Below are 21,964 nucleotides of genomic sequence, written 5' to 3' on the forward strand. Positions count from 1 at the left end.
CGCATTTGCGTTAAGCGTTCGGCGTTTTTGGTACAGCTACAATTTTTTTTAGTTGGTGCGGATGATCGCCGGCACACCTCCCGGAAATAACTTCTCTTCCGCTTCTTTTTCTTTCTTCGCCTGCAAACGCATGTCAACGGCGATATCAGTGATCAGGCTGGTAAGGGTTACAAGGCTGTTTTGTTTTTCATTCTGCATCCTTACTTCTGTTGTTGAGGTAACGGTGGTTCCATCAAAATTATCGAAGGTGCCGATCACGTCTTTGAATGCATTTTTTACAGACAGGGCCGAGTTCTCATACTTGCCAACAGTGCCCGGTTCTTTTGTAAAAGCGTTGATCGTTCCGGCAATGTCGAAATAAAATGCACCGGCTTTGCCTTTGAATTTATCAAGCGCATCTTTGTTGATCAAGGCTTTGCTTGTTTTGGCCATGTAGTTCACATAGGTAAGCGAATCGCTCGCGATCACGAAGTTCTTTTCATCGGCCTGCAGGTAAACGCCAAGCATCGACAACAACGCGCCTCCTTTGTAAGTGTTGTTTTGTTTCACTACGTAACCCATGCCGGCTGCGAGATCCATGATCTTGAAAAAACTTGCTTTGTCGCCAACCGGTGCGTTCATCACCATCTTACCGATCGATCTTTTCTCCACCATGGTTTTCTCGTTGTGTTTGTTCATCGGGTCGGGACCGGCTGATGGGATGCCAAGGTCCGACACAACAACGGCAATGTGTCCTTTGAAAGATTTGTAAAGGTCGGCGCTGTTCAATCCTGCTTTTTCAAGGAATGAATTGGCGAGGCCCTCCACTTCCATTTGTTTCAGCACACCACCAAAGATCTCAGGGTTGAATGCAAACAACATTACTCCGTTGATGTTTTGTGAAGGATAGTGCTCGATCATCGACAGGTCTACCGTTGGCCCCGCGTATTTTTTCAGGATGCCGCTTACAAGCTGGTTTGGATACGCTGTCCCTTTCATCAATATTTTTCCGTCTTCAAATGTCAGTGTTCCTGTTGCGTAGTTGTCTTTCATGAACTCCTCCAGTTTGGGCGGCTGTATCGGGAGCATAGACAATGCAGAGAGGGAACTGTTCGAGTTGGAGAACATATAGCCATCGGCTTTGTCTTTGAACATGTTGGTGAACATCTTCACATCGGCCATCGATTCGCTTACTTTTTGCGTATAAATGCGCGCCACGAGCCTTTTCACCTCGCCTTCCGCATCGGCAGGGGTAGTGGGTTGCTGGTAAACTTTTGTTGCTGTATCGAAAACGGGTTTCTGTATGTGCTGGTGCACGGTAAATGTTACCTGGTCTGCGTTCCATGCAACTATTGTTGTCTGTTTGGGAATGGAGAGGTAACTGTATTCTTTCTCTTTTACAATAGTGCCCTGTAACTCTTTGGGATGGCTCTTCAATTGTGCCTCAAACTTAGCCGCATCTTTCAGCCCCGCAAGTACGGTGAAAGTGTTGGAAGAGCTTTTGTCTGCATTTACTTTTTGCTGCACAAACAAAAACACTTTGCTTTCCCAGTTGATGCCGGCGCTGTCTTTAACGGCGTTGAACATGGCCTTGTCTTCCGGATCGTTTCCGTCTTTAAAAATCCTGCCGATCAGTGTGTCGATGCTGATGCCGCCTTTCTGCAGTTTGTCCTTCATCTGCTCGGGGTCAAGTGCAAACACAACGCCCGCATCTTTCGGGATGTATTTCGCCTCTTTCGGCACATTGCTTTTACACGATGAAAGCGCCACAGCAAAAACGAATGCGGGGATGAATAAGGTGAGGAGTTTTTTCATAAGGAATGTGAGGTTTGTGTATGTAAAGTTAGAGCTTGCCACTAACAAAACCTAACAACCATCGCTATTTGGGAGCCGGCACGGCATTAAAAAAAACGAAAGGTACCATTGCTGATACCTTTCGCCGTATTGCGGGGATGAACGCGGAATTTATTTTATGATCGCCTGGTAGATCGCATCCTGGATATTGCCCCTTACGCTCAACTGGCTCAATTTATTGTTGTTCCGGGTTGGTGTTACGCGGTTGGAGAGGAAGATATAGACAAGGTCCGATTTCGGATCCACCCAAACACAGGTGCCTGTAAACCCGGTATGGCCAAAGGTTGCGGGCGAAACATATTTTGAAGGATAAGGGTCCTTGCGTGTTTCATTGTCTTTCTCAGGTTTGTCGAAACCGAGCCCGCGCCGGCTGATGCTACTGCTGTAGGCAGTGAATTTGTCCACGGTAGATTTTTTGAAGAACCGCTGCCCGTTCAGTTCGCCGCCATTGAGCAGCATCTGGTAAAGCTGCGCAAGATCGTAGGCGTTGCTGAACAATCCTGCATGACCTGCAACGCCGCCAAACATGGCCGAGCCTTCATCGTGCACATCGCCGCGCATCATTTGCTGGCGGAAATGTTTCTCTTCTTCTGTTGGAACGATGAGGTCTACCGGCATCAGCTCCCTCGGGCGGAACGTTGTGGTTGTCATGTGCAGCGGCTCGTAAAAGGTCTGGCGCGCATACTCATTCAGGGGTTTGCCGCTTACGGCTTCAACGATCTTGCCCAGGAAAATAAAATCATTGTCGCTGTATACGTACTTATCAGGCGCACCGAGTTTGCTTTTCAGGATGCGTGAATACAAGGTATCCTGCCAGTCGCTGCGCAGGTAAAGCCCTTCTGCCACGCGGGTCTGGTGCTGCGCGTCTTTGATGGTTGAAAAATATTGCGGCAATGGTTTTCCGGTAGCCGTATCGATCGTTTCCCTGTAAAAAGGAATGAACGGGTTGAGCCCCGCCTGGTGCAGCAGGATATCGGAAAGTTTCAATGGCGCCTTGTCTGTGCCGCGTACCCATGGGAGGTAATCGCCGAGTGTTTTATCAAGATCCACTTTTTCTTCATCGTACAATTTCATGATGGAAACATTGGTGGCCGATATTTTGGTTACCGATGCGAGATCAAAAACCATGTCGGTTGTCATGGGTTCTTTCTTGTCAAAATTGGTATACCCAAATGCCTGGTGGTAGGCGATCTTTCCATGGCGCGCAACCAGCACAACCATTCCCGGCGCGGCGCCTTTTTCAACCGCATCCCTTGCAATGTCGCTGATCTTGCCGAGTGCCGCGGTGCTGAGGCCTACAGACTCCGGCGTTGCCGGTGGAAAATAGCTGTTGTAAACAATTCCATCCCCAAATTTCATGTTGTCGGTTACCGTAACGGGGAGTTTTCCTTTTGGCTCTATGGTTCCTGCCAGGAGGTCCGTTGCTGCGGATTGAACCACTTCATCGTCTTCGTAACAGGCAACGAGGTTGGCAGCGGCCGGGAAATTCTTTAACGCGTATGGGTTTCCAAAAACAAGTGTGATGGTTTTGCCGCTCTGCAGCCCGTTCACCAGGGAAACAGATGCGGCGCTCAATCCAAAATTATTGGCGGGTCTGCGGCTGAAATTGTGCAGGCCAACGATCACCACGTCGTAATTTTTTTGCTGGATGGTGTTGATCAGCTGCGTCGCGCTTTCATTGTCGCTTTTTTCGATGATGGTTGATGGGTTTTTATCGTCCATCAATTGTTTACCCAGTTCGGTTTTGCTGCCGAACAGGTACACATCGGCGTTGTATTCTGCTTTAAGCCTTGCGGTGATCCTGTTCTCCGCAGGCGCGCCGATACATACATACGCGATCCTTTTTCCCTTCGTGAGCGGGAAGATGGTTTCGTTTTGTTTGCGTACCAGGGTAAGTGCATTTGCACTGAGCAGGTTTTTGATCCGCGCCGTATGGGCATTGAGGTCGTTAACGATGTTGTCGGTGGGGATCTCTTTTACTTCATTCAAACCCAGGTGGTATTTTGCCAGCAATACTTTTTTCACTTTGGCATTGATATCGTCCCATGTTAATTTTCCGTCTTTGATCGCTTCTTTGATCTTGGCGATGCTGCCGGGGATATCACCGGGTAAGCACAACATATCATTGCCCGCGATCAGCGACATCACCGATGCATCGCCTTTCGGAAAAAATTTTGCCACGCCCTGCATTTCCAATGCATCTGTAAACGAAATGCCCTGGAAACCGAGATCGTTTCTCAGTACGCCTGTAACATTTTTTGCAGAAAGCGAACTGGGTAAATTGGTGGTGGTATCAATTGCCGGGATCGACAAGTGTGCGGTCATGATGCTTCCTACGCCCGCATCGATCAGTTGTTTGAATGGATACAACTCGAGGTTGTCGAGCTCTGCGCGTGATTTGTTGATGATGGGAAGATCGTGGTGAGAGTCAACCGCCACGTCGCCGTGCCCCGGGAAGTGTTTGGCGGTTGCCATTACACCCACATCCTGCATGCCTCTCATGTATTCAACGCCGTAAAGCGCCACTTTGTATTTGTCTTCACCAAAGCTCCTGTCGTTGATAACGGGGTTCATCGGGTTGTTGTTCACATCAACATCAGGTGCATAGTTTACCTGTATGCCCAGTCGCCTGCATTGTTCGCCAACGGCGCGGCCGAATTCGTAAATGAGTTTGGCGTCTTGTGTTGCGCCCATCATGAGTTGTCTTGGAAAACTGATCACGCTGTCGAGGCGCATTCCCAATCCCCATTCGCCATCAATAGAGATCATCAGCGGTGTTTTGGCGATGGATTGATAGAGGTTGGTGAGATTGGCCTGCCGCACGGGCCCGCCCTGGAAAAAGCAAAGGCCGCCCACGTTGTATTTTTTGATCAGGTCTACCACTTCTGCGATGTGCTCGGGCCCGAAGTTGCTGTGTGCACGGATGATCATGAGCTGTGCGATGCGTTCGTCTTTGCTCAGTTTCCTGAACTTCTTTTTAACCCAGCGTTCGGCCGCCGGTGTTTTCTCGTAAAATTTCTGGGCAGTAGCGGCGAAGCAAAAGAGCACCGCTGCGAGGAGGGACAATATTATTCTTTTCATAGACTGGCTTGAGATAGCACAAGTTAGGAATTCGTTGCGTGTTTTTGCCTTGTACGTTAAAATTCTTGCAAAAAACCGCAACTGGACTGGCAACAAAAAACCCCCGCGGTGGCGGGGGTCTATAAAAATCTGATTGAAAGGCTAGGCTTCTTCTTCAACGTCTTCTTCCGGTTCTTCACTGAGTTTTGGTTCGATGTTGTTGGCTTTGAGCACTGCGTACCATTTCACCATTTTCTTCATATCGCTCGCGTACACGCGTGAGAAATCCATATCCGGGTATACTTTCTGGAAATAGGCTTTTACTGCTGCGGCATCTTTTTCAGAAGGCAGCGCCTCGTTGCTTGCGCCCATTGCCTGGAACACTTCTACCAGGTTCACATTATCGCGAACGGTATATACTTCAATGCTCTCGAGGTGTGAGAAGTTGTGGATGCGGCTGCTCACGAATTTGGTCGATTGGTCGTCGAGCGATTTTACAATGGCCCCGTCGGTTTTGCTTCCTACCAATTCAAACAAGCCATTGAGGCCGGTGATCGATATCAATTTACTGTACTCCATAGTTACTTGTTAAGGCTGCAAAGTAAGGGGAAAATGAAGAAAATGTAAGGGAAGAATATCCCGGAAACCCAGATTTAGGCTTTTTTCAACGGATGAACGCCGGAGTTTTTTTAAGTATGCAGCGTTTCTGAAACCTGTGAAGACTTGTGTGAATGATGTATTTTGAGGCAGATCCCCGGTTTGTTGTACAGCTCCCCTGGCAATACAATAAACAGTTGCCGGGATCAAACCATCATCCAAAACAAGACCCATGCTAAGAAAACTAACGCTTTTCGGCCTGTTATGCCTCGCTTCTTATTTTTCAAATGCGCAGGCGCCCGACAATTACAACGCTGAGCTCGCCAAAAAAACCGGGGCTGATGACAACGGGATGAAACAGTATGTAATGGCTTTCCTGAAAAAGGGTACAACCCTTGTTTCCGATACCGCCAAAAGAAAAGAATTGCTGAGAGGGCATATGGCCAACATCACCCGTCTTGCCAACGAGGGAAAACTGGTAGTGGCCGGGCCGATGATGGACGATACCGGCCTGGAAGGCATTTTTGTTTTCAACGTAAAAACGATTGCAGAGGCCGAGGCGCTAAGCCAGACGGACCCTGCTGTTAAAGCCGGCATGTTTGCGATGGAACACCACCCATGGTATGCTACCGCCGCACTGATGGAAGTGGTGCGGATACACGGCACTTTGCAGAAGAAGAAGATGTGAGGGAGCGCAACCATCAACGGAGAACCTTATTGAAACCTTATTCATAAAACCAAATTTCATACCATGCAAAACGCGATCAGCTGGTTCGAGATACCTTCGGTGGATCTTGAACGCGCACAGAAATTTTACGAAACTATTTTTGGTGTTACCCTTATCCCGATGGATATGCCAGATATCAAGATGCGCATGTTCCCGTTGGAAAACAGGATGGGCGTTGGGGGCGCCATTGTTCACAGCGATGGTTTTCACAAACCGTCTGCAACAGACGGGCCGTTGATCTACCTCAACGGAAATCCTGATCTTCAGCAAGTGCTTGGTAAAGTAGAGGCCGCCGGTGGAAAGGTGATCGTTCCAAAAACCGAGATCTCGCCTGAATATGGGCACATGGGCGTATTCATCGATACAGAAGGCAACCGCATTGGTTTACACTCCGTACCACAATCCTAAAAATAAACAACAACTACTATGAGAAAATTATTGTTATTGGCCTGCCTGCTTTCCGTTTCCCTGGTTAAGGTGCACGCGCAGGTGTCGGGCGAAATGGTTAAAGAAATCCTCGTAAAAGACTGGGAGCGTGCGAAGGCATACACCAACGAGTATCTTAATTCGATGCCTGCCGATAAGTACGGCGCTTATGCGGTTGACAGCATCAAACGCAGTTTTGCGCAGCAGATGCTGCACCTTGCTGCAGGCACTTTTGGCCTGAGCGCAAGCGGAACGGGTGAAGCAAGAAAATACGTAGGCTTCAACATGGAACAATCGAAAGGTGCACAGTCGAAAGACTCTGTTGTATACTATGTGAACGAAGCATACGATTTCACCATCAGCGGCATCAAAAACATGGATGCAGCCAAACTCAGCGAACACGTGAAACGCGGAAACCTTGATGAGACAAGGCTTTCGTGGCTCATGAAATCGTTCGAGCACCAAACGCACCACCGCGGGCAATGCACCATCTATATCAGGCTGCAGGGCATAAGGCCGCCGAATGAGAAATTGTTTTAGTTGAGCGATAACCGGCCGTTATTGCTTCGTTCCCTGCAACGACGGCCGGTTACAATTCACCCAAAGTCGCATCCAGTCTTTCCTTCAGTGTTTCGTAGTCGGTATATCCCCTCGCGAGCAGGGTAAATTTTGTTTCGGATGTCTGGATCAATACACAAGGATACCCGGTAACCTGAAGTTGTTTGCAGAGCTGGAACTCGTAATACGCCTGCTCTTTGTATTCTTCTGATCCGAGTTTGGTGTAGAATACTTCGGGTTGTATGCTGTATTTTTCGAGAAGGTGTTTGTAGGCTTCGTCGTCGGTAAGGTCCCTACCTTCAAAATGCAATGCATATTGGAGATCGGAAGCAAATTCTACCTGCCTGCCCGGGTAATATTCTTTAAAGATACACAACGCGATCGCCGGTTTCTCTGAATGCGGGTACCAGTCGCTGAGGTCCGGGTTGTTGATGTGCCACAAATAATCCGCCCCGAACTTGATACCGGTATATTCTTCAACGGTTGTATAGGCTTTCTGAATAAATCCCGCCGTGGCCGCGATGGGAACCGGTTTCTCGGGCAGGATCATCCCACCTGAAAGCACTTCTACCTGGAGGGCAGGATAATTTTCAACGATCTTCTTCATCACCGGGCTAAACCCGTAACACCAGCCGCAATAGGCGTCGTAACAATAATACAAAGTGGGTTGCATGGTGCAAAGTTACTGTTAAGTACCAAATACAAAGTACATGAATCCTTGTGGGCCGGTTGCTGATCCCTGTTCCTTTAATATCTATATCTTTGCCCTTACAAACCTTATCAAAAAACGCTCAACTCCTAACTTAATTACCATGCCCGGCTTTGAATTATTTGGCGAAGAAGAAAGAAAAGAAGTGAATGATGTGATGGAAACCGGTATTCTCATGCGGTACGGTTTTGATGGCCCGCGCAAAGGGCATTGGAAAGCGAAGGAACTCGAGGAGGCCATCAACAAAACATTCGGAAGCAGGTATGCGCAGCTTACATCGAGCGGCACCGCTGCTTTAACAACGGCCATGGCCGCACTGGGTATTGGTTTTGGCGATGAGATCATCATGCCCGCCTTCACTTTTGTGGCAAGCTTCGAAGCGGTGATGAGCGTAGGGGCCGTTCCTGTGCTGGTAGACATAGATGAAACGCTTACCCTCGACCCCGCAGCCGTTCGCGCGGCCATCACACCCAAAACAAAATGCGTAATGCCGGTGCACATGTGCGGCAGCATGGCCAACCTGGATGCGCTGCAGGCAATATGCGACGAACACAACCTGATCTTACTCGAAGATGCGTGCCAGAGCATCGGTGCAACCTACAAAGGCAAATCGCTCGGTACGATCGGTGCAGCGGGAACCTTTTCCTTTGATTTCGTAAAAACGATCACCTGCGCAGAGGGCGGTGTTGTGATGACGAACAGCGAAGATGTTTACACCAAATGCGATGGCTACACCGATCACGGCCACGACCACAAGGGAGCCGATCGCGGTGCGGATCTCCATCCTTTCCTCGGGTACAATTACCGCATCAGCGAATTGCATGCGGCCGTGGGCCTTGCGCAGATCAGGAAGCTGGATACCTTTCTCACCCTGCAGAAAAAAAATTACAGGGCGCTCCGTTCTTACCTCGAACAGGTGCCCGAAATTACTTTCCGAAAAGTGCCCGAAGGTGGTGAGGATAGCTGCAGCTTCATCAGCTGGTTCCTTCCAACGGAGGAGATCACAAAAGACGTGGTGGCAGAATTAAAGGAGCAGGGCATTTTAGCAGGTAATTTTTATTGGTTCGTGAACAACTGGCATTACGTACGCAAATGGGATCACCTGAAAGATGCCAAGGCCTTACACAACCTCAGCAGCAAACAACGCAATGCACTTCAAAAGATAAAAGAAGCCAAATTTGAGGCAAGCGACGCCATCATGTGCCGCTGCATATCTACCGCCATCAGCCTGGTTTGGAGCGAAGACCAGATCAAGGAAAAAGGAGAAAAACTGGTAGCTGTTATAAAAAATGTGCTTGCGCGGCAAACGCAGAAAGCATAAAACTGCGGTAGATTCCAGCTTTATGCCCGCCCGCTTGTTTGCGGGTTGCCTATCCGTACAATACCTGTCTTATCGATTTTTCGGGAGCAGTTTCGGCACCGGTTTAAGATCGCGGCCTTTTCCTTCAAGGGTGTTCACGTAATCAAGACTACCCAATCTAACCCGGAAAGGAATCTTTGTTAATTTTTCGATCTGTAATTCTTTCTTGCAGAAAAAGCTGAGATTGTCGCCGTAAAAATCCTGGTCAACCAGCCTTAAAGGTGTGTTTTTCAGGCTGTCGGCGCGTTTTGGAGAGAGCTGTAAATTGGAAACCACCGGCTGCGCAAACCCTGTAACGGCCGTTATTAGCAATAAATTCACAAACAAACAAATTGGTTTCAATGTTGGGTTGCTTTCATTTGTGTGTAAATTTACAGCAAAAATCAAGCCGGGTATAAAGTACGATGGGCAAATTGACGGTAAGTGCCCGTTTTACCGGACCGGAATTAAATATGAAAAACCTGGAAACGGAATAACGGTAAACACGGCTTGAAGGCCCTCTGCAAACTGCAGGTTCCCGCTCCAAATTGATATATGTCTCTTAGCCAGTCATTACAACAGAAACTATTACAAAAGCTCTCACCACAGCAGATTCAATTAATGAAACTGCTGCAGGTTCCTACGGCCAATCTTGAAGAGCGCATCAAAGAAGAACTGGAAGAGAACCCGGCGCTGGAACTGGATGAGGAAGGACATGAAGACGAGTTCGGCGACGACATGAAAGATGAATTTGACAGCGCCTCGGATGACGACAAGGATCTCGATGGCAGCGAAGAGGACTATGATAATGTAGACATCAGCGAATACGTGACCGACGACGACGGCGAGATCGCGGATTATAAAATGAAAGACGACAACTATCCTGAAATGGACGATCAGAAAGTGATCCCCATCCGGGTGGAGACCAGTTTTCATGAACTGCTGCTGACACAGCTGGGAATGCTGGAGCTTGATGAGCGCAGTTTTAAAATAGCGGAACAGATCGTGGGTAGCCTCGACGACGACGGGTACCTGCGCAGGGAGCTCTCTTCCATTTCAGATGACCTTGCCTTCAGGCAGGGGCTTACGGTGGATGAGAAGGAGATTGAAGCGCTTGTGCAGCAGATCCAGCAGTTTGACCCGCCCGGTATTGGCGCGCGCGACCTGCGTGAATGTTTGCTGATTCAATTGAAAAGAAAACTCAACGAAGGGCAAAGCGTAACACTCGCCATACAAGTGCTGACGAAGTATTTTGATGAATTTACCAAGAAGCACTACGAAAAAATACAACGCAGCCTGAACCTTACAGATGAGCAGATCAGGGATGTGATCAACCAGATCATCAAACTGAACCCGAAGCCAGGGGGCAATATCGGCGAGATCAACAAAGCGGAAAGTTATATTGTCCCGGATTTTTTTGTGATCAATAACAATGGCAAGCTCGAGCTTACACTCAACGCAAAGAACGCGCCCGATCTCCGCATCAGCGAGGGATACAAGGATATGCTGAAAGATTACGACAAGGGCAGCAAAAAAGACAAGCGCCAGAAAGAAGCGGTGCTTTTCATCAAGCAGAAAATAGATTCGGCGAAATGGTTCATCGATATGATCAAGCAAAGGCAGGATACTTTGGTTGGAACGATGAGCGCCATCATGAAACACCAGCAGGAGTTTTTTCTTACAGGCGATGAAACAACCATGCGCCCGATGATATTGAAAGACATCGCAGAACTTACCGGCCTCGATATTTCAACGGTGAGCCGGGTGGCCAACAGCAAATTTGTGCAGACAGAATTCGGAACCTACCGGTTGAAATTTTTCTTCAGCGAATCGCTGAGCACCGACAGCGGCGAAGAAGTAAGTACGCGTGAAGTGAAGAAGATATTGAGCGACATGATCGAAGCGGAAGACAAGCGCAAACCGCTGAGCGATGAACTGCTTACAGATATGCTGCAGGAAAAAGGATACAACATCGCAAGAAGAACCGTGGCCAAATACCGTGAACAACTGAACGTTCCTGTGGCGAGATTGAGGAAAGAGCTTTAGACAACCATAAAAACGCCCTTCTGCTTAAGATCCTGCTTACCGACAACTGAGAATTATGGACGAAACAATTGATATCAAACATCCCCGCTCATTAACCATCGGCGCAAAGATCATTTCTTACGTGTTTCACCCGTTGTTCATCCCAACGTATATTTTTATCTTTTTGATGTACCAGGTGCCTTACGAGTTTGCCGGTATTTCTGAATACCAGTTGAAGCTTCGTTTGTTCAGCACGTTCTGGCTCACCGCTTTTTTTCCCGCGTTTGCGGTGTTCCTGTTGTGGAGATTGAAGTTCAGCGAAAGCATTTTTCTGCGCACGCAAAAAGAAAGGATCGTTCCTTATGTGATCACAATGGTGTTTTACTGGTGGATGTATTTCCTGAGCCGTAACCCGAAGTTCGACGACCAGCCTTCCGTTCTTAAGTTTTTTTACCTTGGTATTTTTATGTCAACCGTGTTCGGCCTAGTGCTGAACAATTATTTCAAGATCAGCCTGCACGCCATGGGTGTTGGCGGGGCGATGTTCGCTGTTATTCTTTTCTCCCTGCATTACCGTATGCCGCTGGGCTTCGCGATCAGCATTGCCACGGTGCTTACCGGCCTCGTTTGTACCGCACGGTTCCTGGTGAGCGACCATACCAACAAGGAAGTGTATGTTGGGCTGCTGGTAGGCGCTTTTTGCCAGGTGGCTGCGTTTTTGTTTGTGGATATTATTTAGGATTGTCAGGCTATGAATACATCGTTGTTGGTCAGGCGACCAACAAACGGCGGCTGCATAATGAAACATTATTTCCCCAAAACAATGGATTGTTCGTCGTCAAATACGAACGTGACCGATGCTGCACGAGCGAATGCCGTTGCTCTGAAGCGTTCTGATTTTGCGAACGATTTGAGCCTTGATCTGATATCCGCAACCTTAGCTTGAAGTTCCTCAACGGTTGTCATCATTTCTTTCTTCTCCGAAGGTTCCTTTAAAACTTTAAAATAGGTATAGCTACCATCCTCGTTTTTTGATGCCTTATTCACGCGCTTCACCGCCAATACAATTGCCTCCTCAACATCAAACATACCTATTTGGTATCTGACCACTGCGTTATCAAGGGAAGTATTCGCAAAAGAAAAAAACCATGTTTCAAGATCAACGGCCTTTGATTTAACAACCGATGTTGGCGGCGGTGGCATTTCTCCTTCCATCAGCTCTATTTTTTTTGTTGTTCCTGGTTTTTTGGGTGCGGGTTGTTCACATGAAGATGTCGAAATGAAGATGCACAGTAAAAAGGTGCTTGCCGTAGGGAAAGGAAATTTCATGCGAACAGGTTTAATTCACACGAATATATAAAAAGATGTTACATGTGTTTGGTTATCTAAATAATCTCAAGTAATGTCGGTGTAATAAGTAGAAGACGCCAACATAGCGTAGGCTTTTGCCAGTTGGCTGCGGTTTTGTTATACGGCTGTTAGTGTATTGTCATTGCCATGTGATCAATACCTCATCCAACCAGTAACAACCACAGGCAGGCTGTGATCAGCAATCCTCCGATCAACAATAATAAACACGCCAGCAGCGACAGCGATAAACATAATTTTTTTACACCATCTTCCATATCGCCTCCTCTTTAAAACTTCACACAACGAACCCTGTCCAAGGTAGAGTTCCTGATCTTTAAGAACCCGCTGTACGAGGCAGTGAGCTCAAGACCGCCCCTCCAGTTTGAGACGGTTTTTAGTTTTGAAATATTTACATCATAACTCACACCTATGCTGAGGTGATCGAAATTCATTTTTACGACAGGTATCACCGCATCGTTCCATCTCAAAAAACTACCGATGTAAAAAGAAGTGGCTGGCTCTTCATCATCAAAACGGCTCACATCTATTCCATACAGCAAACCGCCGAGCAACTGGCGGTTCCCGTGTTGGGAATAGTAGTCGCCGAAGGCGATGACGTGCCCGTTGTCGCCGGCCTTTACATTAACCCCGATGTTGAACATCAGTCTCGGTGCGAGAAAATCCGCCTGCGTGGTTGTGGAAGAGCGGATGGTAGGTTTGGTAATGTGCGAGATGCCCGCGGCCATATAAAATTTTGTATTGTTGTTAAAAACCGTGCTGAAACAAAGGCCCGTGCTCAGGTCCCAGTAAGAATAACTGCTGTTGGTAATGGTTTGCGAACTGGCATTGTTTGCATTGTAGGCACCGTTCAGAAACTGGTCGCCGAACTTGAGTTGCGACGCGTCAAACTGGCTCGCTACGGGTCCACCCATGAATGCGATCGATAAATAGGTATCGCGTTCTTCATTCAATGATTTGTGGAAGTTGATAGCGGGCAGCAACTGCGTACGCTTCAACCGTATGTCGCCCGCGCCGTCCATGCTCATTTGCGAGCCCACTGTTAACACATCGTGGTTATTGCCCACCGGAATTTTGTGTTCAATGCTCAGCGATGTGGTGCGGAACGGAACGGTAACGCTGCCCCACTGGTCGCGGTAAGCCATTGAAATACGCAGATCGCCCGTAAAGAGCCCTGCCAGTGCGGGGTTGCGGAGCAGCGGCTGCTCGTAAAACTGTGAGAAAGTGAAATCCTGCGCCACAGATCTATCCGTTGCAAATACGGTGATCAACAGTGATAAAAATAAAATTCTACGCATAACATTTATTTTAAAACAGCAGTATTGCCTTTGAAAACAGCGGGCGTTCCTTTTTCACAGATCGCTTCGCATACATATACAAATACATCCGGTGATGCCATTTTTCCCCTGATGCGGCCATCCCACCCGCTCGATTTATCACCCGGCGAAAAATTTGATTTCTCAAAAACCATTTCGCCCCAGCGGCTGAAAATGCGGAAGCTCTTGATGAGTTTGATGCCGCGCCCCTGCACATACAGTACATCGTTCACCCCATCGCCGTCCGGCGAAAACGCATTCGCGATAAATACTTCAGAACCCGGGCAGAATGTGGTGATGCATATTGTATCGGTGCTCTTGCATCCATAAATATTCGTAGCGGTACAGCCCAGGCACTCATCCATGATCACTTTTGCAGTAGGCGCTGCGCAGGAGAGACAGGAGAAGGTGGCGTTACCCTTCCACTGCCATGTTCTGATGTCTGGCGATGATGTTATTGCATGCAACTGGAGCGGAACACCCGACAACACACTTGTATCGCGCCCGATGCTGAATGGTGTGGGTTTGCCAACGGTGAGCCTGATATCGGCCGTATCCGCGAAACAGTTGAATTCATCTTTACCCGTTACGCGGTACGTTGTGGTAACCACCGGCGAAGCAAAAACGCTTCCCCCATTGTAACTGCTGAGCCCGGCATCGTTTCGCCATGTATACGTTGATGCACCGCTGATGGCTATTTTTTTGGTCTCGCCAAGGCAAAGGGTATCAGCTGTTTTTGCGGTGAGTTTGAACGGCTGTATCACCCTTACATTGGCGCTTGCCAGTTCGCTGCAGCCATATTCAGAATAGCCGAGCACTTTGTATTCCGTATTTTTTTGCGGAGACACTTTTAGCGTGTTGCAATTGTTGCAGATGATGTTGCCGGATGGGTCTCTCCAGATGTAACCCGCGGCGCCACTGGCTTTCAGCTCAACGGTGCCACCTTTGCATACCAGGTTGTTCGCACTCACCGATACCTTCGGGATCGGGTGAATGATGATCTGTTTCAATGCGGAATCATAACAACTGTTCACCGTGGCCACCGTTAATTTTACCATGTATTTTCCTTCGCTGTAAAATGAAACCTGCACAACGGAATCTGTTGCAGAAAGGCCATTGCTGAGGTTCCAGATGCGCGTTTTTACGGAGTCGGTAGAGTTGATCACCGATTTCAGTTCCATCAGGTTATTCAGACACGCTTCGCTCATGGCATTGATGTCTACCTTGGGATAGGAGTGGATATTCACATCAAATTTTGCCTGCAGCGAAGCGCTGCAACCGTAAATGTTGTTCACAAGCAGGGAAGCCTCGTTCTTTCCTTCTGCGTCAAAAGAATACTGCATGGTGCTGCCTGCGCCGGTGTTTTTCTGGTTGATGGCCCAGATGCGTTTTGAAACGGGGAAGTAAGAAGAACTCGTGTCAACAAAGCGATAGGTCGTTTTACCGCAATCGTTGATGGCCTTGATGTTGAAAGCAGCTTTTACTTCGTCTACATGGATCGTGTCTTTGGGCTGCACAGAAACATTACATCCCGCCGCATTGATGAGTTGCGCAGAAGGGGCAAAACTTCCGGGTTTCGTATACACGTGCGATACATTGCGTGCAGTGGTAGTGAGCGTGCTGCCATCGCCAAAATTCCATTTGATGGAATCTGTATGGTTAACATCGGCCTTGAACTCAACACCGGTATTAAGCCTGCAGTATACGCCACCGTTGTATTGCAGCGTTGCGGAGGCAACAGGTTTTACTTCTACCAGTACGGTGTTGCTGGTGCTCATCAACGGTCCGTTGCAGTTTTGCGTGGTTACGATCCTTCTTACCCATGTGCTTTTGGTAAAAGCCGTTGTAAGGGAGAGGTGCCTGCTCCGGGCTTCGGTAATGACCGACCAATGCGCGCCGGTGTCGATGCTTTGTTGCCATTGATAAGTGAAGATTCCATCGCCGCCATCCGGAACGGTTCCTGTGATCTCTTTTGCAACCGCTCCTTCGCAAACCTGTTGATCGCCCGTAATGCGGTTGTTGGATAAGGCCTGCAGCACGGTGATCTTTGTTGTGCTGCCTTCAGAAGCACAGGTGTAGGATGTAATGTTCCTGCGCAGCAATAGAGATGCGTCCGGCGTAAATGTGAGATCCACACCGGTAGCGATATCCGTCCATTGAATTCCGTCGTAACTTTTTTGCCATTGGTACTGGAACGAATTGTTTCCACCTGTGCCGGCCTGCGCATGAATGGTAAGGGTTTGCCCCTTGCAAACGACCTGTGCAGTAGTATCAACATTATTGGTAATGGCGGGATACACAACGACCCTGACCGTATCTTTTGAATCTGCGCAAACACCATTGCTTATCCTCCATTCAAAATAATAAGTGCCGGGAACGATGTTGGTTACAACAGGGTTGCCGGCTGATTGATCAGAGAAGGCAGCAGCAGTCGGGCCGGATAACAGGCTCCATTTGCCATTACCAGATGCCGGGTTGTTGCCTGAGAGCCTGATGGAGCTTGTGCTGCAGAGCAATTGATCGGGGCCGGCATCCGCGGTGCTCACCTGCGGCGTAATGGTAATGGTGATGAGATTGCTGTACACCGGCTGGCAAACATTGTTGCCAACAAGTACCCTGTATTGCGTGGCGGCGGTGATGTTGTTGTAAAACAAAGTTGACAGTGAAACATTTTGAACCGACCAGGTATTTCCATTGTCGGTGGAAGATTCCCATTGCAGGATGTTTCCGCCGTAATTGTTCAGGATGATGGATCCGTTGTTCAGTCCTGCACAAACCGTTGCGTTACCGGAAAGTACTCCCGGGCTGGCGGGTTGTACAACAGTGATCGTGGCATTGTTCGAATACCGCGAAGCGCAAACGCCATTCTGCACAAGCGCCCTGTAAAGGGTTGTTGTTGAAATATTGCTGAACGGTTGGTTGTTCAATGTATTTGCCACAACGCTCCAGGTGTTCCCGTTGTCGGTTGAAGTTTCCCAATGAATGATGTTTCCTGTATTACCGTTTAATGAAACCGATCCGTTGTTGGAAGAAGCACATACCGTTGCATCGCCTGAAAGCGTTCCGGCAACCGTTGGCTGATCGAGACTCACTTTCACACTGTTTGAATATTGCGATGCGCAAACGCCGTTCCTGATCAAAACCCTGTAGGACGTGGTGGCGGCAAGATTGCTATAGGCGAGAACATCACTTGTGTGCGCCATTGCGTTCCAGGTATTTTCATTATCGTTTGAATACGCCCAGTGAAGGATGCTTCCTGTGTTTCCTGTTAATGAAAGAGAGCCGCTGTTTGCAGGGGCGCAAACGGTTGTACTGCCCGAAAGCGTTCCGGCTGTGGTTGGCTGGTCAACAGTAACCGTAACATGATTTGAATATTGCGATGCGCAGGTTCCATTTTGAACCAGGGCCCTGTAAACTGTTGTTGCGGTGAGATTGCTGAACGAAAGGCCATTGGTTGTGTTGGCGACCGTGGCCCATGTGTTGCCGTTATCGTTTGAATATTCCCAGTGAACAACCGATCCTGTATTGCCTGTTAAAGAGATGGAACCGCTGTTGGCAGAAGCGCATACCGTGTTGTTTCCTGAAAGTGTTCCTGCCACGGTTGCCTGCTCAACAGTAACCGTAACGGCATTTGATACCTGCGCCGCACAAGCCCCATTTTGAACGGTTGCCCTGTAAATGGTTGTGGTTGAAATGTTGTTGAACGTGTGCGCGGTAGCTGTGTTGGCAATGTTGCTCCAGGTATTCCCGTTGTCGGTAGAGAAAGCCCAGTTCATCACATTACCCGTGTTGCCGGTGAGCGAGATCGTTCCGCTGTTTGAAGTGGCGCAAACGGTTGTGTTTGCCGCAAGTGTTCCGGCAACATAAGGTTGATCAACAACAATCGTAACGTGGTTTGCGTATTGTGCTGAACAAACACCATTCTGAACCAGTACGCGGTAAAGGGTTGTTGCTGCAAGATTGCTGTAGAAGAGGCTGGTGCCTGTGTGGGCGATCACGCTCCATGTGGTTCCGTTGTCGTTTGAAAATTCCCAGTGAATGATGTTTCCGCTGTTACCTGTTAAAGAGATCGTTCCCCCGTTCGAAGAGGCGCAAACCGTTGCATTGCCCGTGAGCGTTCCTGCAATGGTGGGCTGGTCAACAACGATTGTTGCGTTGTTTGAATACTGCGATGCGCAAACGCCGTTTTGAACCATGGCGCGGTAAACAGTGGTGGTTGAAATGTTGTTGTAAGCAATGCTGTTGGTTGTATTTGCAACAATGCTCCATGTATTTCCATTGTCGGTCGAATATTCCCAATGCATCACATTTCCTGCAGAACCGGTTAAAGAAACCGAGCCGCTGTTTGCGGATGCGCAAACTGTTGCATTGCCTGCAAGTGTTCCGGCAACAGTAGGCTGGTCTACGGTAATGGTGGTGTTGTTTGAATACTGCGCCGCACAAACGCCATTTTGAACCAATGCCCTGTAAACGGTTGTTGCGCCAAGATTGCTGAAAGAAAGGCTGGCATTGGTATTTGCGATCACGTTCCAATTGCTGCCGTTGTCAGCCGAAGATTCCCAGTGAATGATATTGCCAACCGATCCCGTTAAAGAAAGCGTTCCGCTGTTGCCGGTTGCGCACACGGCCGCAGCTCCTGCGAGTGTTCCTGCAGTTGTGGGTTGGTCAACGTTTATCGTCACCTGGTTGGTGTATTGCGATGCACAAACACCATTTTTAACAAGTGCCCGGTAAATGGTTGTGGAAGAGATATTGCTGTACGTGTAATTGGTATTTGTATTGGAGATGATGTTCCAGTTGTTTCCATTGTCTGCCGAATATTCCCAATGAACAACGGTCCCGGTATTGCCTGTCAGCGAAACGGTTCCGCTGTTTGCAGCCGCACACACGGTTACGCCGCCGGCCAGTGTTCCTGCAACCGCAGGTTGATTTACGGTGATCTTTACATTGTTCGAGTATTGCGATGTGCAGATGCCGTTCTGAACCAGCACGCGGTAAACAGTTGTTGCAGGTAGATTGGTGAACGAATAACTGCTGCCTGTGTTTGCGATGATGTTCCAGCTGTTTCCATTGTCGGTTGAGTATTCCCAATGGGTGATGTTTCCTGTGTAGCCTGTCAAAGAGATCGTTCCGCTGTTTGCTGCGGCGCAAACGGTGGCATCACCTGCCAGGGTGCCCGGAGCCGTTGGCTGAACCATGGTAATGGCCACGCTGTTCGAATAGGCCGTATTGCATACCCCGTTCTGCACAAGCACCCTGAACAAACTGTTCGTGTTGATGTTGTTGTAGGAATGATCTGCGTTTGTGCCCGCGATAACGTTCCAGTTGCTGCCATTGTCTGTTGATTGTTCCCAATGCAGGATATTTCCCACATAGCCCGTTAAAGAAAGCGTTCCGCTGTTTGCATTTGCGCAAACGGTTGCTGCTCCGTTGAGTGTTCCACCGTTGGTAACGGCATCCATCGCGATAGATACCTGCGCAGAATAGGCTGCGGCGCAACTGCCGTTCTTTACATTCGCCTTGAAAAGCGTTGGCGCAGGGAGATTGCTGTAACTGTAACTGCTTCCCGTTCCCGCGATCGTGTTCCATGTGCTTCCATTGTCTGTTGATGAGGCCCAGTTGAGGATATTTCCATTGTAACCCGTGAGCGTAATGGTTCCGCTGTTGGCCATCGCGCAAACCGTTGCGCCGCCATTTACGGTTCCGGCAACGGTTGCATCGTCTACAGTAATGGTTACATTGTTCGAATATTGCGATGCGCAGCTTCCATTGCTTACCAATACGCGGTAGGTTGTTGTTGCAGTAAGATTGCTGTAAAACAAACTGGCGGTATTGTTAGACAATACCGTCCATGTATTGCCATTATCGGTTGATGATTCCCATTGGTCTATGTTCCCATTGTTGCCTGTAAGTGAAATGCTTCCTGCATTTCCTGTTGCGCAAACAACGGCATCGCCTGTTAACGTGCCTGCATTCACAGGCTGGTAAATGGTGATGGTTGCGTTATTGGTATAAAGTTGGGAACACGGATCATTCTTTACCAACACCCTGTACAAAGTTGTTGTGGTGAGGTTGTTGAACATAAGGCTGTTAGCCGTGTTTGCAATCACGCTCCAGGTAGCACCATTGTCTGTTGATCTTTCCCAATGCTGTACGGTGCCCGTTGATGCTGTTTTAAAAAGAATGCCGCTGTTGGCTGTTGCACACAGGTACAGGTTACCAAACAGCACGCCCGCCGTGGTTGGCTGCGAAACGGTGACCGTCTCAATATTCGAGTATGCAGATGCACAGTTGCCGCTCTGCACCAATACGCGGTAAGCCGTTGTTGTGGCCAGGGATGAATAGGATAAACTGTTGCCTGTGTTGGCAATTACGCTCCATGTATTGCCATTGTCTGTAGAGGATTCCCATTGCAGGATCGTACCCACATTTCCCGTTAAGGTTAAACTGCCGCTGTTGCCGCTGGCGCAAACGGTGGTCAGGCCTGACAACACACCAGCGCTGGTTGCAGGGTAGATCGTGATCTCCACATCGTCCGTTGAAACCGTACACGGCGCAGATGCCACGCTCCACCTGAACTTGTAAAGACCCGCTGAAAGGCTCGACACGCCCGTATTACGCAACAACGCATTGGCTATGGTTGCGGTACCAGGACCGCCAACCTGTGTCCACGACCCGGTGCCAACCGCAGGCGCACCCGCATTGAGCGTAATCGTGTTTACCGCACACAGTACCTGGTCGGTGCCCGCAGCCGCAACAGAAGGTTGCGGCGAAATGGAAACGGTACTGTTTGCCTTGGCCACGCATCCGTTTGCATCGGTAAGGGTTAATGCATAAGAGCCCGCGTTGGATGCCGCGGTAACATTGGTAACAGAGGGCTGGTCACTGGTTGATGTAAAACCCGGCCCGCTCCAGCTGTAAGTAAAAGGCGCTGTGCCGCCCGAAATATTAGCGCTGAGGTTCAGGGTACCGCCTGCGCATACCGGGCTGTTGCTTACGATCGAAGCGGATGGCAACGAATGGACGGTAAGCTGCAGCGCGTTGGATGCCGTGGTACAACTGTTGCTCGAAAGACTCGCAGCCGTTGGCCCTACGATTACGCGGTACAATGCATTGTCAGAAGAACTTACATTGGTCAAAGTAAGTTGATCGGTTGTAGAAGGCGCCCCTACATTGGTCCAGGTGGCGCCGCCATCAGAAGATTTCTGCCATTGGTAGGCGGGCGTAAGAAACGGGCTGTTCAGCAATGTTGTGTTGATGGTAACGCTCGATCCTGCACAGATCGCATTGGTTGTGTTGAAGGCCACAGAAGCTTGCGGGGTGCAGGCAGAGAACACGATATCATCAATGGCGAGATCATTGCCGCACTGCGGCTGCCCGCCATAAAAATCCACCATCTCCAGCACCAGCGAAGTGATACCGGCGGGCAACGCAAACTGGAACCCGTACTGTTTCCAGTTGGGCGCCACATTCACATTGGTGGTTAAGGGCACATTGCCGGTATTGAACGAGCCGAGTACATTGCCGTTCACGTCTTTGATGTAAAAAGTAACATTGGGATAAACGATCGATGCACCGCAGATCGGCCCGGTAACAGATGCAGTGTTTACATTGGCGAGCCAGGCAGAGAAACTGAAGGTTGATCCCGGGCAGAGATTGTCCACCTGCTGTTTGAAGAACAGGGAGGCGCCCGTACCCGCATTCACCAGGAACATATTTCCGTTCACATCCCCGGTATGGTCGCCGCCTACGGCCCAGTCGTTCTTACCCGCGTTCTGCACCAGCGGCGTAACCATGTACTGCCCGTCGGCCAGGTTGCCCGTACCATTGAAAGCATAATTGGTGGTGAAACCGGAAGGCACCACATTCTTTGCGGTAGAAGTAAGGCTCGTCCCGAAGCTCTGTTTAAAAACAGGCGCCAGCGCGCTGCCCGGGCATGTGGCCTGTGCAGATAGTCTCACACAGTAACACACGCACGCCAGCAGTAACAGATATAGATACCTGTT

General features: G+C 49.0%; 14 protein-coding genes. 6 read left to right on the forward strand and 8 right to left on the reverse strand.

From position 1 onward, the window contains the following. Positions 1 to 48 precede the first annotated feature (48 nt). The 3 genes from GWC95_RS01640 to GWC95_RS01650 form a co-directional block, all read right to left on the reverse strand. On the reverse strand, positions 49 to 1,794 hold the full coding sequence (locus GWC95_RS01640; RefSeq protein WP_161816928.1) for a DUF4836 family protein: 1,746 nt from the start codon (positions 1,792 to 1,794) through the stop codon (positions 49 to 51). Between the two features lie 150 nt (positions 1,795 to 1,944). Further along, positions 1,945 to 4,914 (reverse strand): glycoside hydrolase family 3 N-terminal domain-containing protein, encoded by a 2,970-nt coding sequence (locus tag GWC95_RS01645; protein WP_161816929.1) that lies wholly within the window; start codon positions 4,912 to 4,914, stop codon positions 1,945 to 1,947. A gap of 141 nt (positions 4,915 to 5,055) precedes the next feature. Next, entirely contained in the window at positions 5,056 to 5,472 is a 417-nt protein-coding gene (locus GWC95_RS01650; protein ID WP_161816930.1) for a DUF5606 family protein, read from the reverse strand. 250 nt (positions 5,473 to 5,722) lie between these two features. On the opposite strand from GWC95_RS01650, the gene GWC95_RS01655 reads away from it, so the two are divergent. From GWC95_RS01655 to GWC95_RS01665, 3 genes are all read left to right on the forward strand, one after another. Beyond that, a complete protein-coding gene (locus GWC95_RS01655) occupies positions 5,723 to 6,178 on the forward strand; it encodes a YciI family protein (RefSeq protein ID WP_161816931.1) in 456 nt (151 codons plus the stop codon). A 63-nt stretch (positions 6,179 to 6,241) separates the two neighbouring features. Beyond that, positions 6,242 to 6,625, forward strand: coding sequence for a VOC family protein (locus tag GWC95_RS01660; protein ID WP_161816932.1), 384 nt, complete (start codon positions 6,242 to 6,244; stop codon positions 6,623 to 6,625). 18 nt (positions 6,626 to 6,643) lie between these two features. Next, positions 6,644 to 7,183: a DinB family protein gene (locus tag GWC95_RS01665; protein ID WP_161816933.1), complete on the forward strand. Its 540-nt coding sequence runs from the start codon at positions 6,644 to 6,646 to the stop codon at positions 7,181 to 7,183. 49 nt (positions 7,184 to 7,232) lie between these two features. Here the strand turns inward: GWC95_RS01665 and GWC95_RS01670 are convergent, their stop codons facing one another. Further along, positions 7,233 to 7,874 carry a DsbA family protein gene (locus GWC95_RS01670; protein ID WP_161816934.1) on the reverse strand — a complete coding sequence of 214 codons (642 nt, stop codon included), beginning with the start codon at positions 7,872 to 7,874 and terminating at the stop codon, positions 7,233 to 7,235. A 139-nt stretch (positions 7,875 to 8,013) separates the two neighbouring features. Here GWC95_RS01670 and GWC95_RS01675 point away from each other — a divergent pair, with 139 nt between their 5' ends. Next, positions 8,014 to 9,231: a DegT/DnrJ/EryC1/StrS family aminotransferase gene (locus GWC95_RS01675; protein ID WP_161816935.1), complete on the forward strand. Its 1,218-nt coding sequence runs from the start codon at positions 8,014 to 8,016 to the stop codon at positions 9,229 to 9,231. Between the two features lie 69 nt (positions 9,232 to 9,300). On the opposite strand, the gene GWC95_RS01680 is transcribed toward GWC95_RS01675, so the two are convergent. Next, positions 9,301 to 9,591 carry a hypothetical protein gene (locus GWC95_RS01680; protein WP_161816936.1) on the reverse strand — a complete coding sequence of 97 codons (291 nt, stop codon included), beginning with the start codon at positions 9,589 to 9,591 and terminating at the stop codon, positions 9,301 to 9,303. 213 nt (positions 9,592 to 9,804) lie between these two features. On the opposite strand from GWC95_RS01680, the gene rpoN reads away from it, so the two are divergent. Together rpoN and GWC95_RS01690 are read left to right on the forward strand one after the other, a co-directional pair. After that, positions 9,805 to 11,295 carry an RNA polymerase factor sigma-54 gene (gene rpoN / locus GWC95_RS01685; protein ID WP_161816937.1) on the forward strand — a complete coding sequence of 497 codons (1,491 nt, stop codon included), beginning with the start codon at positions 9,805 to 9,807 and terminating at the stop codon, positions 11,293 to 11,295. A 55-nt stretch (positions 11,296 to 11,350) separates the two neighbouring features. Next, the gene (locus tag GWC95_RS01690) at positions 11,351 to 12,013 is read left to right on the forward strand and encodes a hypothetical protein (protein ID WP_161816938.1); all 663 of its coding nucleotides are present in this window, start codon (positions 11,351 to 11,353) and stop codon (positions 12,011 to 12,013) included. Between the two features lie 68 nt (positions 12,014 to 12,081). Here the strand turns inward: GWC95_RS01690 and GWC95_RS01695 are convergent, their stop codons facing one another. The 3 genes from GWC95_RS01695 to GWC95_RS01705 form a co-directional block, all read right to left on the reverse strand. Then, positions 12,082 to 12,603: a hypothetical protein gene (locus GWC95_RS01695; RefSeq protein ID WP_161816939.1), complete on the reverse strand. Its 522-nt coding sequence runs from the start codon at positions 12,601 to 12,603 to the stop codon at positions 12,082 to 12,084. Positions 12,604 to 12,911: 308 nt separating this feature from the next. After that, the gene (locus GWC95_RS01700) at positions 12,912 to 13,940 is read right to left on the reverse strand and encodes a PorP/SprF family type IX secretion system membrane protein (RefSeq protein ID WP_161816940.1); all 1,029 of its coding nucleotides are present in this window, start codon (positions 13,938 to 13,940) and stop codon (positions 12,912 to 12,914) included. Positions 13,941 to 13,945: 5 nt separating this feature from the next. Then, on the reverse strand, positions 13,946 to 21,919 hold the full coding sequence (locus tag GWC95_RS01705) for a PKD domain-containing protein (RefSeq protein WP_161816941.1): 7,974 nt from the start codon (positions 21,917 to 21,919) through the stop codon (positions 13,946 to 13,948). Positions 21,920 to 21,964 lie beyond the last annotated feature (45 nt).

Source organism: Sediminibacterium roseum, assembly GCF_009939005.1.
Lineage (GTDB): Bacteria > Bacteroidota > Bacteroidia > Chitinophagales > Chitinophagaceae > Sediminibacterium > Sediminibacterium roseum.